This is a genomic window from Rhizobium rhizogenes NBRC 13257 (assembly GCF_000696095.1).
GTDB lineage: Bacteria > Pseudomonadota > Alphaproteobacteria > Rhizobiales > Rhizobiaceae > Rhizobium > Rhizobium rhizogenes.
The window spans coordinates 91,091-105,835 of record NZ_BAYX01000012.1 but is presented as its reverse complement, the minus strand read 5'-3'; the positions used below and the strand labels follow the sequence as shown (position 1 = coordinate 105,835).

13 protein-coding genes and 2 pseudogenes are annotated in these 14,745 nt (G+C 49.6%); 6 read left to right on the top strand and 9 right to left on the bottom strand.

Annotated features, from left to right (window positions below; genetic code table 11):
• Positions 1–657: 657 nt before the first annotated feature.
• Positions 658–1,410, bottom strand: a complete 753-nt coding sequence (locus tag RRH01S_RS24980; protein ID WP_161600008.1) for a RolB family protein — start codon at positions 1,408–1,410, stop codon at positions 658–660.
• Between the two features lie 1,103 nt (positions 1,411–2,513).
• Between RRH01S_RS24980 and RRH01S_RS24975 the strand changes: the two genes are divergently transcribed.
• The 3 genes from RRH01S_RS24975 (at position 2,514) to RRH01S_RS24965 (ending at position 6,200) form a co-directional block, all read left to right on the top strand.
• Positions 2,514–3,050: a RolB family protein gene (locus tag RRH01S_RS24975; protein WP_110924660.1), complete on the top strand. Its 537-nt coding sequence runs from the start codon at positions 2,514–2,516 to the stop codon at positions 3,048–3,050.
• Positions 3,051–3,784: 734 nt separating this feature from the next.
• Positions 3,785–4,306: a RolB family protein gene (locus tag RRH01S_RS24970; RefSeq protein ID WP_234711734.1), complete on the top strand. Its 522-nt coding sequence runs from the start codon at positions 3,785–3,787 to the stop codon at positions 4,304–4,306.
• A 1,339-nt stretch (positions 4,307–5,645) separates the two neighbouring features.
• Positions 5,646–6,200, top strand: a complete 555-nt coding sequence (locus tag RRH01S_RS24965; protein WP_042474756.1) for a RolB family protein — start codon at positions 5,646–5,648, stop codon at positions 6,198–6,200.
• 277 nt (positions 6,201–6,477) lie between these two features.
• Here RRH01S_RS24965 and RRH01S_RS24960 read toward each other — a convergent pair whose 3' ends face one another.
• On the bottom strand, positions 6,478–7,527 hold the full coding sequence (locus RRH01S_RS24960; RefSeq protein ID WP_161600007.1) for an SIS domain-containing protein: 1,050 nt from the start codon (positions 7,525–7,527) through the stop codon (positions 6,478–6,480).
• A 609-nt stretch (positions 7,528–8,136) separates the two neighbouring features.
• Between RRH01S_RS24960 and RRH01S_RS33195 the strand changes: the two genes are divergently transcribed.
• Positions 8,137–9,429, top strand: coding sequence for an SDR family NAD(P)-dependent oxidoreductase (locus tag RRH01S_RS33195; protein WP_052365245.1), 1,293 nt, complete (start codon positions 8,137–8,139; stop codon positions 9,427–9,429).
• Positions 9,430–10,335: 906 nt separating this feature from the next.
• Positions 10,336–10,542: pseudogene (locus tag RRH01S_RS24950) on the top strand (IS110 family transposase); the annotation flags it as partial.
• Between the two features lie 289 nt (positions 10,543–10,831).
• On the opposite strand, the pseudogene RRH01S_RS24945 reads toward RRH01S_RS24950, so the two are convergent.
• Positions 10,832–11,305: pseudogene (locus tag RRH01S_RS24945) on the bottom strand (transposase); the annotation flags it as partial.
• On the opposite strand from RRH01S_RS24945, the gene RRH01S_RS34890 reads away from it, so the two are divergent.
• Positions 11,294–11,569 carry a hypothetical protein gene (locus RRH01S_RS34890; protein WP_042474743.1) on the top strand — a complete coding sequence of 92 codons (276 nt, stop codon included), beginning with the start codon at positions 11,294–11,296 and terminating at the stop codon, positions 11,567–11,569. The pseudogene RRH01S_RS24945 and the gene RRH01S_RS34890 sit on opposite strands and share 12 nt — an antisense overlap.
• On the opposite strand, the gene RRH01S_RS34885 is transcribed toward RRH01S_RS34890, so the two are convergent.
• The 6 genes from RRH01S_RS34885 to RRH01S_RS24925 form a co-directional block, all read right to left on the bottom strand.
• Positions 11,544–11,807 (bottom strand): hypothetical protein, encoded by a 264-nt coding sequence (locus RRH01S_RS34885; RefSeq protein ID WP_234711733.1) that lies wholly within the window; start codon positions 11,805–11,807, stop codon positions 11,544–11,546. The genes RRH01S_RS34890 and RRH01S_RS34885 overlap by 26 nt on opposite strands.
• Positions 11,808–11,811: 4 nt before the next feature.
• Entirely contained in the window at positions 11,812–12,069 is a 258-nt protein-coding gene (locus tag RRH01S_RS34880; protein WP_234711732.1) for a transposase, read from the bottom strand.
• Between the two features lie 43 nt (positions 12,070–12,112).
• A complete protein-coding gene (locus tag RRH01S_RS34875; protein ID WP_234711747.1) occupies positions 12,113–12,757 on the bottom strand; it encodes a hypothetical protein in 645 nt (214 codons plus the stop codon).
• Positions 12,758–12,881: 124 nt separating this feature from the next.
• Positions 12,882–13,037: a hypothetical protein gene (locus tag RRH01S_RS34865; protein ID WP_234711731.1), complete on the bottom strand. Its 156-nt coding sequence runs from the start codon at positions 13,035–13,037 to the stop codon at positions 12,882–12,884.
• Positions 13,038–13,278: 241 nt separating this feature from the next.
• On the bottom strand, positions 13,279–14,112 hold the full coding sequence (locus tag RRH01S_RS24930; protein WP_052365238.1) for a DeoR/GlpR family DNA-binding transcription regulator: 834 nt from the start codon (positions 14,110–14,112) through the stop codon (positions 13,279–13,281).
• A gap of 112 nt (positions 14,113–14,224) precedes the next feature.
• The gene (locus RRH01S_RS24925) at positions 14,225–14,647 is read right to left on the bottom strand and encodes a RidA family protein (protein ID WP_015084383.1); all 423 of its coding nucleotides are present in this window, start codon (positions 14,645–14,647) and stop codon (positions 14,225–14,227) included.
• Between the last annotated feature and the right edge of the window lie 98 nt (positions 14,648–14,745).

The window sequence follows — 14,745 nt, the reverse complement described above, 5'->3', positions numbered from 1 at the left end:
GGAAGGCCAAACGCGTGTCGCCGGGCGATGTTCCCCCTGACCAAGTTGCAGAGCTTGATGATCTGAGCGTCACTCCCCTGGCTGTGACTTCCCCGGGGCCTTCCGTGATGGTCAACGATCATCGAATTGCTACGAGGGGACGCTTTGTCGGTGGACCGAAAAATTCAAACCTACGGGATTAATACGCATTTCTAAACAAACCTACGGGATTAATACGCACGTGGCTCACCATGTCCGATATTATCTCCCCCAGCGGAGATGATTTCGATTATATTATAATAAGCTGTTGGGGCCGCAGTGCGATTATTTAATTTTCTATATAGTACTTTAACGTCTCTCCAAAATGTATTGGAACGTAGAATAACATCATACAATGATATGTATGTTTTCAGGTATATTAAATGTAATCGTGTTAAGCATTTGCAGTTGTATCGATATGTAACAATGTTCTTCAAAATATTGATGTTATGTGTAATAATTAAGAGAAAAAGCAGAGGTAAACCTATTATTATTGCGAAAACATTTATTAGAATAAACAGGTCAAACACATTGGGGCGTATGCTACAGTTCCCGAAGGAATCGTAAGGCTACGCGAGAGAACATGGAAACCACGACAAACTCATAGATAAAGGTGGCCTGCAAGGAGCTCAAGCCGCCTTAGGCTTCATTCTTCGGGTATACTATCTCAGGCTTCATCACGTCTTCTTCGCTTTGCACTGAGAGCCGCAGGTTTAAGTCTGGCTGCGCTGCCGCCGGAGGTGGTACCACACAGTCGCTTTCATCGAACTTCGTAAGGCCGCAGGCTATAACGTCATAGCGGCGGTTCTCAGTGCCTAGCCGCACAAAGAACGCGCAAGGTGCCTCTCTCCCATAAAGGTTGGTCAATTTTGCCTCAAGCAAGTGGACGAATAAGGTACTTGCAAAAATAGCAATGAAGCATTCCAGATCAGATTTTACCATGCGCCGGAGCGGCCAAGCAAGGTTGTGAGCATGGAGCAGTGCCTTGACCGAAAGGTCGCAACGATAGGGTTGAATCGTCGTTGCTACGACGGCCTCCATTCCAAACGTAATCGATTGTTCCCTCAGCACTTTCTGCATTTTTTCGCGAGAAAGATAAACAAATACATGTTGCTCCCTCTCTCGGGCTAAATCCGGTTGGCTGACAAACATGGGACGGTGATAGCATAGTTGGTCCTTTAAAATCTGAGCTAACTGTTTGAGGATATTCACCGGTGGCGAGTTTTCCTCCAATTCAAGAACGTCTCGAGCCCACCCCTTCTGGTACTCCATGAGGGTTTTGCCGTAGACTTGGCTATAGGTGATAAAGGCGAAGCGGATCTCCTCGCATAAGTTGATCTGGTTCCAGGCCTGCGTCAGATTTCTTGGGTAAAAGCGTGGAAGGAAGTGCATGTGGGTAGGCATTGCGATGATGAGTATGAACCAACTGCAAGTTCCAGTACCATTTAAAGGACGGTGCCGGACCAATCAGCCACAGTCTCTGGTCGGGAAAGCAAGAGTCAGTTTGGCAATAATTTCCATCCCACCAAAATCGATGCTCAAAACATGGCGGCCATGAAACATGGATCAAGCAAAAATGCTGCATGCTTGGTGGTTCACGTTGATAGTAGTGCGGTTGCTTTTTCGTATTTTGTTGGCGTTATTAAAAGTTGTTTCTAAAAGATTCCCATAATGGGGAGGGGTGGGGGCAGAGCTTAAAATTGCTGGTTATTGGGTTTGTAAAAAGTTGAATTGGCAGCTGTATTGATGGTTGTAATCACGAGGCATTATTATTTTATGATTAAGATATGAAGTGCTTAATAATAATTAAAAATCTTTACACGTGCGGCACAGGACATAAATTATGCAAAATGTTAGTAATTATCAAACACATGGCTAGGCCAAACTGAATGTAAATTATTGAAATCAACGTGACCTTATACGATTTGATATTGTAATGATGAGACAAGTACTCCATCAGAACGGGCTTTAGATGTGAAGCCATGATCCGTTTTAGAGCCCAAAATCAACATAAGGCCCAAACTGCACTTAGCCAGAATAAATGAATGCTGTCTTTGTCATGTTTTAAATGAGAGTCCAATGAAAAAGCGACACCTGTTTGGCTTGGTGCCGACAGGCCTAACGTGGGGCTCAGGTTGAAAAAAGTGGCGTCTTTCGCAGCATAAATAAAGGTAGGCGGGTGTACTATAATTAATGGAAAAGAGAGATTCTGTTGATGATATGCCACCATTATTGGACATCAGAACCTATTCCCATCCGTGCTTTTGCTAACGTTCAAAACTCTGATTCATTTAAAAGAAGACACGTGCTAATATATAATTATTTTATAAAATGTGCGACGTGGTACGTCGGTAGCCGTTTTATTTATTATTAATTTCTTGGTGCATCTATACCCATCTCTATGTTCAACTTTATCTATAGTACATAACATCTATAAATAGTAATGGTGCTTTGAGTTATGGGTACAAGCCACTTCTGTTTCCCACTTTTGTAACATGGCTGAAGTTGACCTGTGTGCTCTCTTTTCCAATCTTAGGGTTAAGGATGTGGCGTCAAGCGATGAGCTGATGAAGCACATCCAAAGCGTCTCAGACGAGCGGGTTTCCCTGATCGAACTCGGTGAGAACCCGTCGATGGATATCGACGAAGAGCATCCTCCCCAAACGCCTGAGACACTGTTCCTCTACGTTGACTGCCCAACGATGATGCAATGCTTCTATGGAGGGTGGTTGCCCTACAATTCGACGCATGGAGCGCTCCTCACCAATCTGCCGCCGTACCAGAAGAATGTAAGTTTCAATGAAGTGAATAGGGGGCTTAGGGAGGCATCAGGTTTCGTCGGGTACGAGGATCCTATCCGGAGCGCCTACTTCGCGGCACTTAGTTTCCCTGGCCACGTCGCCAAGCTGGATGAGCAGTTGAGGCTCACTTCGACAGACGGAGAGACTCTGATCTTTGACCTCTATGCAACCCGGCGGCATGAGCTCGACCGTGATAAGGTGGTAAGCCATGGTGAATGCATGTTTGGATAAACTGGTTGCAGTCGCTGATCTGAGGGTGCTGATGTCGACGGTGGCCCAATGTGTCTACTTGTTCTACTTATTAATAAAATACTGTAATAAGTATCATGGATATGGTCAGATGCGACCTATGCTATTGATTGAGTTGTCTTTTGTTTCTAGTTGAACGGTCATTTGTTTGAAATTAAGCCTTTTCTGTTTGACATTTGTTATGGCTTTCTTAGGCTAGTTTTAATCGTTCTCACACAGCCGCAATATATGACCACACTAGCCCACTCGCCGTAAAAGATGATTAATCTACCGAAATTAGCTACCGAACTCTCAAAAGAAGTGCCGACATGTTTTCCTTACCATGTAAAGTCATACTCCTTGAAAATCGATAAATAACGACAAAAAAGTAGCCTAATTTTTTCAAGACTAGCGTGAATTCAACATAAGGAAACCAAAAAGTCGGGAAGGATGACTTTTGTTCCTGAATTATTTGAACACAATGGGGGCTACTGATTTTCTGTAGCAAATAGAAAACGTTTTAAAGCAATATGTCCTTGGAGTAATAACCGGAAGAAAATGTCATGCCCAAATAATTTGCGTTGCTGACACTATTTACCAACCACCTTTAAATAACGTCTGCTTCCCATGCATTTTTGCCAAGTTGAACAAACCTAAATATTTGAATGGCTCGTTCTTACGGTAGCTCTCGACGGTTTCATATCGATGAGTTTCGTTGGATCAAGGAGCCCACTCGATTGAAGGCTCAGCTTCTAAATGTGGTGGAGGCCCACAAGTCTGCACAAAGAGAGACGTTAAAGTACTATATACCATCTGCAGCTGAGCATTGGGCTCATGCAGAGGCTGCCTATGTCAACGATGCGGAAATGGAGCTGCATCAGGCTGGGTGGAAGTATCCTTTGTCCTTCGTCTTTACCTCCCTGGACGTGGCTAAAGCCTGCAAGGAGAACAAGCACCTCTTGTGCAAGGAAGATTCGGATGGGCAGCTGTTCGCCTGCGCCGTTCCTCCTTATCAGACAAACGTATCACTGGCGGCTTTAAGGGAAATTCACAATTCCGTTTCGGGAGGAGAGTACCAGGAAGAAGAAGACATGGATTATTTTGTGGCGATTTTCCCAAATGAAAATTTTAACTATGAGAGCTGTGAAATCGTGACACGAAGTGGCGGCAAAGGAATTTGCAAGATTTATAGCAGGGAACTGGGGGAGCCTTTAGCTTATGATGCCATACTGGCAATCGGCAAGGTGCTGCTGGAATAGACAGTGCATCGCATTATCTTACTTGGCTTATATCCTGCATCTTTCGTTTTACGTTCCCGTGTGTCGGCCACGTTATTGTGGTAAAATAAAAGGCTGATATAAAGCCTATGTAAAATTCGTTATAGTTTGGGTATTTGTACTATAAGTGTTGTATGCCGTCGATGACTGGTTATATTACGTAATATATTGTATTGTAATCAATAATAGTACAGTGGGGTGTGCTTAATGAAGGATCATGTTACGCAGCTATTTATTATTCAATATGCGATGACAATAAACAAAAGGTGACAACGTGATAATAATAACGGCGGTTTCAGCGATTATTGGGATATGCGCTGGCCCGATACACTTAAATAACACAGACAGAATTTGAGAGAGCACGCAGGTTGTAGCCAAGTTGAGTGACTTGCCGGTAGCACCAAAGCCAAGCTCAGGTGTTCCAAATAGACTGGCGTCGAGGCGACGAGCACGACGACCTTGCCGGAGATTGCCGTCGCAGGGGGCTCAAAGCGGGTGGCTTGTAACGGACCCTGTGCTTCTTGCCATAGCTTTCATTGGGCATAGCCATTGGGACGGTTGCTGAGCAACGGGCAAATCTGTTCTTCCATCTCGCTCGCTTGAAAAAAATGCTCCGTCGGCAAACGGCGGAGAGGATACCAATTCCTAAGGGAGTCAATGGAATCGTGCGAACGGTGAGCATGCCGTCCTGACTATCGGCGTTCCGCAAACAGTCGATCAGCAGGCCATTCTCTATAGCCATTCTCTATATGTTTTCCAAGTTCTTAAAACCTGCCTTTATAGCATTGATCTCCCAGCACTCTTGATAGAGGTCAATTTAATATTCAAAAGAAGATTTTAGTGGACATGGAATATAATCGCGTGGCCGAAGACGAGCCTTCAAAATCAGAATCCACCAGGATAAACAATAATATCTAAAAAGCATCGAATTTAGGTTAGGCACGAGAGGCTGACGCGGATACAACTCGATTGCTAGTGGAAGGGTTCCTGTTATCTAGCGCATCGAATTCACCGTTTCACTATGTGCGTTCCTGATTGGCTGATCTGCGGGACCACCATTGACTGACACTAATATCAAAAGTGGGGCTGCTCCGATTATGATGCTTTGTGAGAGGTTCCCTTCCCAATACATGCACGCTGGCAGATTCGGATGCACAATTGAGATATGATTCCATTATTTATTTATTTCGCATCTCGAAAAGTTCACAGAAACCAACAAAGAGGAGGCCGGGTGTTAAATACTCTGCAGCTGTGCTCTAAAATGATCAGAAGAGAATTTACAGCTGGAGGCACGAAACACTAATCCTGCTAAAGTATAAGCATGGCGGATGAGTTGGAGCATCAATTGCAAACTATTTCTCTCATTACAGTCCTGGGCCTGGATGTAAAGGCGGAGCTTGAGGCGGCGCTACTAGACTACCGCGATGATCTCGACATCTGGAAAAGCCACGGTTACCCGGTTGCAGATCTCGATCAGACTGTGACGGTCGACAAGCTTCTTTACATGTATATGGATGCAGCAACAGCAGACTGGTGTGTAAAGAATCGATGCCTCCCTTTCAACAGTAGCAATTCAGCCGCCAAAGTAACCTCGCTTCCACCATACCTTGCAGGCGTGACAAGCGCCGAGGCCTGTGAGAAACTCAACTCCATTGCTGATGGGAGTGCCGCCCCCCAATCCCGTGGGCCTCCATGCTATTTTGTGGCGTTCCCGCCCAGCAGTTGTTTCGAGAAAAACGGTGAGATATCGGTGCGCACAGTGGGCGGCGAGTGCAACGCCTTCGATGTCTTTACCCGGCAGCGTCAGCCACAGGATCAGAGCGATATGTTTTTTAAATATGAAGAGATTGTATGTGCTGGAAAGAGTGTATTTTAATGATATTAGAATTTAATAGTGGAAATGTCATGTAATTCTGCGTTTATGATGTAGTGTCTTTGTGGCATCAATAAATGTACCGTCGTTATGTTGATAAGGCAAACAAGTAAGTTATAACAATATTTCTTATATAACGATTAAAGTAAAATACAAATTTTTATTTGATTACACAAATGTATGAAAATACACACATAGTGCACACGTCGCAGGAGAAAAGATGACACCACTGGCCGGATATTTTTGAGCCAAGGATAGGTCTGACCGGGGGCGAGGGCGTTCATATAGCCCCCATGGAGCGGTGACAATTGTAGTAGTCGTACTTTCCCATGTGCCGCAGCGGATCCTTCATTGTTTTCCCTGAAGCTTCCGCTAGGATCGGTGCCCATGGCTTCAAAAAGGCCTCGCAGATCAACGGACCGATAACTGTTCCAATCTGTGCATCAATGCCCGACATATCAAAGCCCGCTGTCTCTATTACCTCGTAGCTTATCTCGCCCTCTTTGAATCGGGTGTTGAAGAAGGTCTCAACATCCAACATTTGAGGCCTGCTGGCGTCAGTGGGGATAATTAAAACATAGTGACTACCCTTCTCCGGGCGGACAGTTTCAACAAAACTGTGGAAGAAGTCGGCACCATCCACTGTATGAATTTCGAACCCAAACCTCTCCTGTAGGACGCACAGCCCAAACGCATGAGGAACGATCCCGGCGCATCCCGAGGCGATGAAATAGATTGGTTGAGCCTCTGCAAATCTTGCAGCAAACGCTGTTCCAGGCTCGACGCCTTTTTCTGCTGCCTTAAACAAGGCAACTGGAAGTGCCTGCAGAGATGAAATAAGAACCGGAAGTAGTGCCCAGTTCTCTCTTTCCTTCAGAATGCCACCAATAAAAGACAGTATGAGCATATGGATAGCTTGGAAAGTTTGAGTTGTTTTCCCCGTGAAGAATGCCTGATGACCGAAGGAGGCGAGTTTTGAGCTTGCAGATGTCGTGAAGACAACTGACTTGCAAGCCTTGTTCTTCAAGAACCCCGCTGCGTCGACAGTTTCCGGTGTCATCCCTGACTTCGAAGACAACACGACAAGCGTCGCCGGATCATCCACCGCGTGCGCGTTGACCTGCAGAAGATTCACAAAGGTTGCAGACGCGTACACCTCATATCTGAGGTTCCGGCTGACCTCTTCAATATAATGTTTCAGACTCTTCGCGATTGCTAGACCGGCCCCGGCAGAGACGAATAGCACGCGCTCGATTCCCGCTGACGTGGCGCGTCCAGATTCAGCGACCGCTTCGAGCTGTCGGATCGTCGTGCTCAGCTGTCCAGTCATTGCAGACGCGCTTGTGGACGACGGCTCATACAGCAAATCCATTGTCTGAGATCAAGTCGCTGTTCTAGTCTAAGGTGAGTGGAACTGTGTTTCTCTGATTTTTGAAGCGGGATGTGTCCGCTCAAAGTCAGCGGAGTGCAATTTATACCAATCAACGAGGTGGCTCACGCGTCATTTGTTGCGGTAGGTGTACCCACCTTGCTGAGCTGTCGTTTCCGTGTTGGGCCGGCCTCGAATATATAAACCGTAATTGAACGTCAGCGCTTACGCATTCCAACGTGGCAGGGAATAAGAACAGGATAGAGTTGGTGCAGGTTTGCTGGACGAATCACAAATCCCTGAATGCGGTTGGTGGACCATCCCTTTTGGGGTGCTGACGGCATAGGGGCCTAGTTTAGGTGTAAATGGCTTTTGAAGGTGGCCAGATATTACGAGTTCCCTATTCCAGCGTAACGTAGGGACCATGCCAGTTGGCCAGCTGACTATAAGGCTTGCATAGATCCACGCGCTTGAGGAGGTTCGTATCTCTCACGCGCTGACCGATATTAAAAGCACCCTAGTCAGGCCATCTCTATATCGAAATAAGACTTTCAGATATCGCATCCTAGAATGCCGATCTCTCTCGAGTACCTCGGCCCTGCCCAAGCACCAGCCAGTGTCGGCGACTTTTATTTCCTTCGCCACGGCAAAACCGATTTGAATGAGAAAGAAGTATTCGTGCAAGGCGAGAAACATTGGGGTGTACAGGGCGCCGGCACGAACATCGGTCTAAATGAAACCGGCAAACGGCAGGCGGTCCTCGCCGGCAACGTTCTGCGCAAACTGCCCATAAGCAGTGTCGTCTGTTCGCCGCTTCTACGCGCAATCCAGACCGCTGTAATCGCTAACATCGGATGCCTCTGCTTTGAAATTGATGATGACCTCAAAGAGCGTGACTTTGGCAAGCATGAGGGCGGGTATGGGCCACTGAAGATGTTTGAGGAAAATTATCCAGATACTGAGAACACGGAGTTGTTCTCTATGCGTGTGGCAAAGGCCCTTGCCCATGCCGAAACTGAAAACACACTCTTTGTTTCCCATGGAGGCGTGCTCAGGGTTGTCGCTGCACTTCTTGGCGTAGAACTTACCAAGGAACATACGGACAACGGACGTGTTCTTCATTTCAGACGCGGGTGTCCACAGTGGACTGTAGAAATTCACCAAAGCCCGGTGATCTTGATTAGCGGTCCAAGCCGCGGCATCGGCAAAGCGATCGCGGAAAACCTGATTGCGCACGGGTACCGCATGAGCCTCGGCGCCCGGAGAGTGAAAGACCTCGAATCCGCTTTCGGACCACAGAGCGAATGGCTGCACTATGCCCGTTTCGATGCTGAGGATAACGATACAATGGCGGCATGGGTGACCGCGGCCGTCGAGAAATTCGGAAGGATCGACGGTCTCATTAACAATGCTGGTTGTGGAGAACCCGTAAATCTTGAGAAAGATATTGATTATAAGCAGTTCCATCGGCAGTGGCACATCAACTGCGTGGCTCCGCTGCGAATGACAGAGCTCTGCCTACCATATCTCTGTGAAACCGGATCTGGCCGCGTAGTTAACATCAACTCCATGTCAGGGCAGCGGGTACTGAATCCTTTTGTCGGTTACAACATGACGAAGCATGCATTGGGAGGCCTCACCAAGACCACTCAGCACGTTGGTTGGGACCGCGGAGTGCGAGCGATAGACATCTGCCCGGGCTTTGTTGCCACCGAAATGAGTGCCTGGACTGACCTTATTTCGAGTAATGACATGATCCAGCCCAATGATATAGCCAACCTAGTTCGTGAAGCAATTGAGCGCCCAAATCGTGCGTACGTGCCGAGAAGTGAGGTCATGTGCATGAAGGAATCGATCCACTAGTATGGCATGAAGATAATGTTTGCATGTATTTTACTTATGTATTGTGCCGTGGCAGATGCTTTGTAATAAAAGTTTGTTAAATATCATTTCTTTTTGAGTAAATATTTCTCATTCGCCGATTATGCGTAGTGTTAAATTGAGGGGTCTTTTTAATTAGATGATTTAGCTTAGAGATAGGACACTCTGATGAATTCAGATTCATCGATCCGTCTCTTCGATGGAGCGCTGGTCCTATAATCTTTCAGACAAAAAAATTCGGCAGTGATATCGCCGCGTATCATTAGGAATCGCTCACGCACAGCTGTCCTGTTGCGGCCTCTGCATACTTCCGGGACGGCACTTTGGATTGTCCCCGCACGTCGCTGTCATCTGACCTGCCTGAAGTGCTCAGCGAAGTGGGCAGGATCTTCAGCTGTCGGATATCGGGGGGCTCGTTTGATGAGTCGGAAATAGCCCTCGGTATCCAACAACTCCTTACGCCGAATTTACGGGCGTCTCTTACTTTATATGTCAGAGGCGCCACTTGCGCTCAAAGCAGGACATTTCTTATATTAGTGCTGACAGGACATTTCTTATATTAGTGCTGACAGGATATATTCCGTTGTCGGCTAAATAAATTCGTTTGTACGTGCCTGCCTTTGGATGTGCAATGTCTATTTTCGCCCTGAAAACAAAGCGAGAAAATTAGTTCATTAGTTCATTAGTTCATTAGTTCATTAGTTCATTAGTTCACACGTTCGTTCGTAAGCCCACGGTGAAGGCCGTCTTGCGATGATGAGCTGCTGACTGCCAATCCTAGTGGTAACACTAGACCGTATGTTCGTTGGTGAGGGCCGCTCACCCACGCTGTAGATTGTGTGGGCTCTGGAATTGGCCAGGGCGACCTACCGACCAGCGAGGGAAGACATGACAAGCGAGCACGCAGCTTTCATCGGCCTAGACATATCAAAGTTGAAGATTTCGGTGGCGATTGCCGAAGGCGAGCGCAATGGCGAGGTGCGGTTTCTGGGCGACATATCCTCGGAACCATCTTCGGTAGCAGCAATGGTCAAGAAGCTGGCTAAACGCGGGGCAAAGCTTCACTTCTGCTTATATGAGGAGGGTCAATACGGAACTGTCGTCAGGGTGACATTTTTTGCACCGTCGGTTATTGCGGCATCCATGGTCTGAGCCCGATTGCGCGACGCGGCTCGTTGCCAAGCCAAATCCAACTTATATACGGTTCGCTGTTCGAAACAGCGGCACCAACATCCCGCTTGCGGCGGACAAGGGCTCAGGAGGACGAGACCATTCTACGAGACGGCATTTCATTTCGAGCCAAGCAAAAGTTCGGTTCGTCCACCCGGATCCGCCAGGACTGATTTGGTCCTGGAAGATTGCAGAATTCAGTTCGGGTAACCGATCAGACGGTCTTTATGACCGCGCCCTCGATGACGACGCCAGCATTGACGTATTTCCATAGTGCGACGAGCAGCTTGCGGGCGAGCGCGACGATCGTCGTCTTCTTGAGACGGCCGCCGTTCTGTTTAACCCGGTCCCTAAACCAGAGGGTGAGTGCCGCGCGCGGTTGATGACGCAGCCACAGCCAGGCCATCTGGATCATCGTCGTTCGTAACCTTGGATTGCCGGATTTCGAGACCCCCTGGTCGTGATCAACCGAGCCACTCTGCCAGGGTGTCGGCGCAAGGCCGGCATAAGCGGCAACCTGTCGTCGGTTGTCGAAGTGACGCGACAGCCCCTCCGACCAGAGCACGGCGGCAAACTCTGACCCGATGCCTTTCACGGCGAGCAGCATCGCCGGTGCTGGCGAGACGACCTGTGTGGCGGTGAGCATGGCGTCGCGGGCCGCCTCGATAACCTTGATCTGCTCGACTACGTCGCCAGGCTGATCGGCGAGAACCTCGAACTTCTCCAGGAAATCGCCAGCAACTCGGACAACATCGACTACGGCGAGATGATCCATGCCTACGATGGAAGCGAAGAGGGCATCACCACCTTCACCGAACGAGGCGTCGAGAGCCTGAAGGAGTTTCTCGCCGATATCCGCGCCTGGGATGGCGGTGTCCGGCAATTCCTCGTCGACGAGCAATGCGATCCAGAAATGATCGAACGCATCATGGCGGACGAAGCGAAATCATAAGCCCCGCGGCCTTCCCCGGCTTCCGATTACCCACATTGTCGGCGAGCTGCGTGGAGATGCCGAAGGCGATGTCATTGAGGCGTGCCAGGCCTCGCCATACGACCATGTTTCCGGGAGGAGGATCGTGCTTACGAGCGAGATAGCCACCGAGCATGACGATCTGGAGCAAATAGGAGGCAAGGGTCCTGCGCAGGATGCGCGGCGTGGGGCGCGCTGCATCGATGCTGTCGAGTGTCACGATTTCAGCCGGGGTAAAGAATTGTCTCCGGTTCCGCCTCGGGCTTTTCCCGTGCAGACATGGTGAGGAAAAATATCCGCCAGCTGACCACCGCAATGAGGGCAAGGAACTTCGCCAATCGATCTGCGGTCTCGAGCCTTGCCTTTTCGGCGCCGCAGCCGGATTTCATCACCTTGTGAAAGACCTCGACTTTCCAGCGCAAGGCGTACCATTCAAGTTTCTCGATGGCGGCGGTGATATCGCCGACCGGCAGATTGGTCACCAGCTTCCAGTCGATCGGCGTACGGTCCTCCGGCGGGTTGATCTCAAGAGCATGGATGTAGGTGAGAAGCTGGGGCGTAGCGCTTCCGCTTACCTTTGGGTGGCAGGGTTTCGATAGTGGCAAATTTCACATGTAGGTGCGCGATTTCGTTCTGGCCGATCTTGACACAATGGCATCCGACCCAAGGTGCAGCCGAGAGCTGGGCGAAGACCCGATGCGCTCCCTGTTTCGGCTCAGGGCCCGTCGGCTCGGTCGCCAACCGGTTGGTCTGCACCCGCACCAGAAAGCGTGTGCTGAGATCCTGCGCGAGGCAGAACAGTTCGTAGATATCGCTCTCGCGGTCGGCCACATGCACACAGCGTTCCGGTGCGTCGATGAGCGCCATGGACTGGCGCAGATTCTCAAGCCAACGATAGCTTTCCTTCGTCTCGATCGGAACGCGCGTGGGATTGACATGGCGCTTGAGCGTCCAGGTTCCCTTGTACTTCGTACGTGTCCAGAATTTCGCTGCCGTCAACCCAAGTGGCGTGCCTTCCAGTGTCAACGCCAGGCTCGAATGCATCAACATGCCACATAACGTTACCGGGTAGGACCGCCCCGCTTTATAAGCTCCGGCGTTAATGGTCTTGGTGAAGCCGATCTTGCCCAGCCTCGTACGGCTGTAAGTGAACTCAGTGGTGTCCTGCACGACAAGGATCGGACCTTCACTGTCTGCGCAGCGCCTGGCGGTCGCTGCGAAATGGCCAGCCACGCCGTGCTCTGTGACGCGAGGATTGTCAAAGAACCGGTAGGCCGCTTTCGTCGCGGCCCAGTCACCACATGCCGCCGGGATGGGGTGACCAGGCGCTGACATTTATCTGGTCAAGCAGCCGGTGCATCCGGCGCGCCAGGCGTTTGTCTGGCAGACCCGATGATATGATCTCATCGCCAAGCCAGCCCACTCCACCAGCTTCCGTATCCTCGCTCATCTACGACGCCTCCGTGATTCGGCGTCACAGACAGAATCACAGACGATTCATCGGAGGCAACCTCGTCTGCAGCAGATGTGGGTAATCGGAAGCTTCCCCGGATGGATACAGACAACAGGTCTCTTTAGCGGACAGGGTGTGGTTGGAATGAGCTCTATCGTCTCAGGCGTCGCCGGAATTTAAAAATAGATTTCATGTTCACGGTAGTGCTTTCTCGGCAAAGCAGACAAGTGTTTTGCTGTTAATCCTCCGATTGAGAAAGGAAATCCTCCAGGAACGGCGCGATCACCAAATCATCAACGAGAGCGGAATATTTTTCTCGATCTTCCTCCGCTAGTCCCTCATCAGTTATGATGCGCTTGATCTGCTCGATTGGGACGACGCTGTAGATCTTGCGGCTGCCAAACTTGCTACTATCGATGATCAAGGTCGTTTCCATGGCAGCATTGACCATCGCTCGCTGAAGCTGCACTAAGTCCAATGAGGTATCGGTCGGTCCTGTCGTATCCACGGCATGAGTGCAGAGGAAGAAATGGTCGCAATTCAGTTCGCGAACGAATTTGGTGCTTGTTTCTCCAAGGAGCACATAGGCACCGTGCCGGCAACTCCCGCCGGGCACCACGACTGAAATTGGATCCTTGTTAGCGAGAATTGCGGCGACTTGAACATCGTTGGTGATGACAGTCAGCGGGATGCCAAGCTCAGCTATCGCATGCGCCAGATGGTGTGAGGTCGACTTTGAATCGATCAGGACACTCTGCCCCGGCTGCAAGATGCTTGCCGCCGCTTTCGCAATCGCTCTTTTTTCCTCTACCGACGTGTTCTTCGCTTCTTCAGTCCGCTGTTCATAAGTAGTGTTTTGCCGAGTTCGGACAGCTCCACCGTGCGTCCTCTTGAGCAGGCCCTCCGAAGCGAGCAGATCAAGATCCCGTCTGATGGTCGAAATTGACGCATTCAAGCGCCGAGCAAGATCCTGCGTCGAGGCGACGGAATTGGCAGAAAACCAATCCATGATCTTCGCTCGCCGTTCTGCAGGAAGAAAATCCTCGTCCTGGGCTATATCCTTGTCGTTCAAGCGTGCTCTCGCTTTTCTCAATGCCATGGTCGTTTACTACGCGAGAAATCGGATCGATGAAAGGTTTCTTTAAAGTGGGGAAGGCCGGACTAGCCGGCCTTCAGACTTAAAATCAAAGGGTGATGGTGAGGTATTTCGCCTCGACAGCGCCCGCGCCTTTATAGGCGGTGACTTCAATTTCCACCTTGAAATCAGTATTCCCCAATGGGGAGCAGAGGACAGTGCGGGCTGGGTCGATTCCCCTAAAGCGCTCGCCGACATAGGCCATGACGGTCGGAGCGTCTTCGGGATTTGGAATGTAGACCGTGGACATAACGACGTCCGCGAGGCTGGCGCCAACCGATTTCAGCGCGCCCTCGATGTTGCTGAAGCACTGTTTAGCCTGCTCAACCGGATCTGTGGACATTTCGCGTGTCTTGTAGTTCCGGCCAGCGGTGTTGGACACGTAGATCCAATTGTCCACCGCGACGATGCGCGAGTAGCTTTCCTTTTCCTCGTAGAGACTTCCTGATTTGACTTTGATAACCTCGACCATTTTCTTCCTCACTTGAATTGATGTGAAAAGGACCAGCCCGCCAAAATACGGTTAAAAGCCGATCGCTTCAGGGCTGCTCCAGCACCCGTTCGTGGCGT

Excerpts from the sequence above, each read along its gene's own strand:
- RRH01S_RS34865 (WP_234711731.1), bottom strand. The coding sequence starts at position 13,037 with ATGAGCGAGGATACGGAAGCTGGTGGAGTGGGCTGGCTTGGCGATGAG.
- RRH01S_RS24960 (WP_161600007.1), bottom strand. The coding sequence starts at position 7,527 with ATGACTGGACAGCTGAGCACGACGATCCGACAGCTCGAAGCGGTCGCT.
- RRH01S_RS24980 (WP_161600008.1), bottom strand. The coding sequence starts at position 1,410 with ATGCACTTCCTTCCACGCTTTTACCCAAGAAATCTGACGCAGGCCTGG.
- RRH01S_RS24925 (WP_015084383.1), bottom strand. The coding sequence starts at position 14,647 with ATGGTCGAGGTTATCAAAGTCAAATCAGGAAGTCTCTACGAGGAAAAG.
- RRH01S_RS24965 (WP_042474756.1), top strand. The coding sequence starts at position 5,646 with ATGGCGGATGAGTTGGAGCATCAATTGCAAACTATTTCTCTCATTACA.
- RRH01S_RS33195 (WP_052365245.1), top strand. The coding sequence starts at position 8,137 with ATGCCGATCTCTCTCGAGTACCTCGGCCCTGCCCAAGCACCAGCCAGT.
- RRH01S_RS24975 (WP_110924660.1), top strand. The coding sequence starts at position 2,514 with ATGGCTGAAGTTGACCTGTGTGCTCTCTTTTCCAATCTTAGGGTTAAG.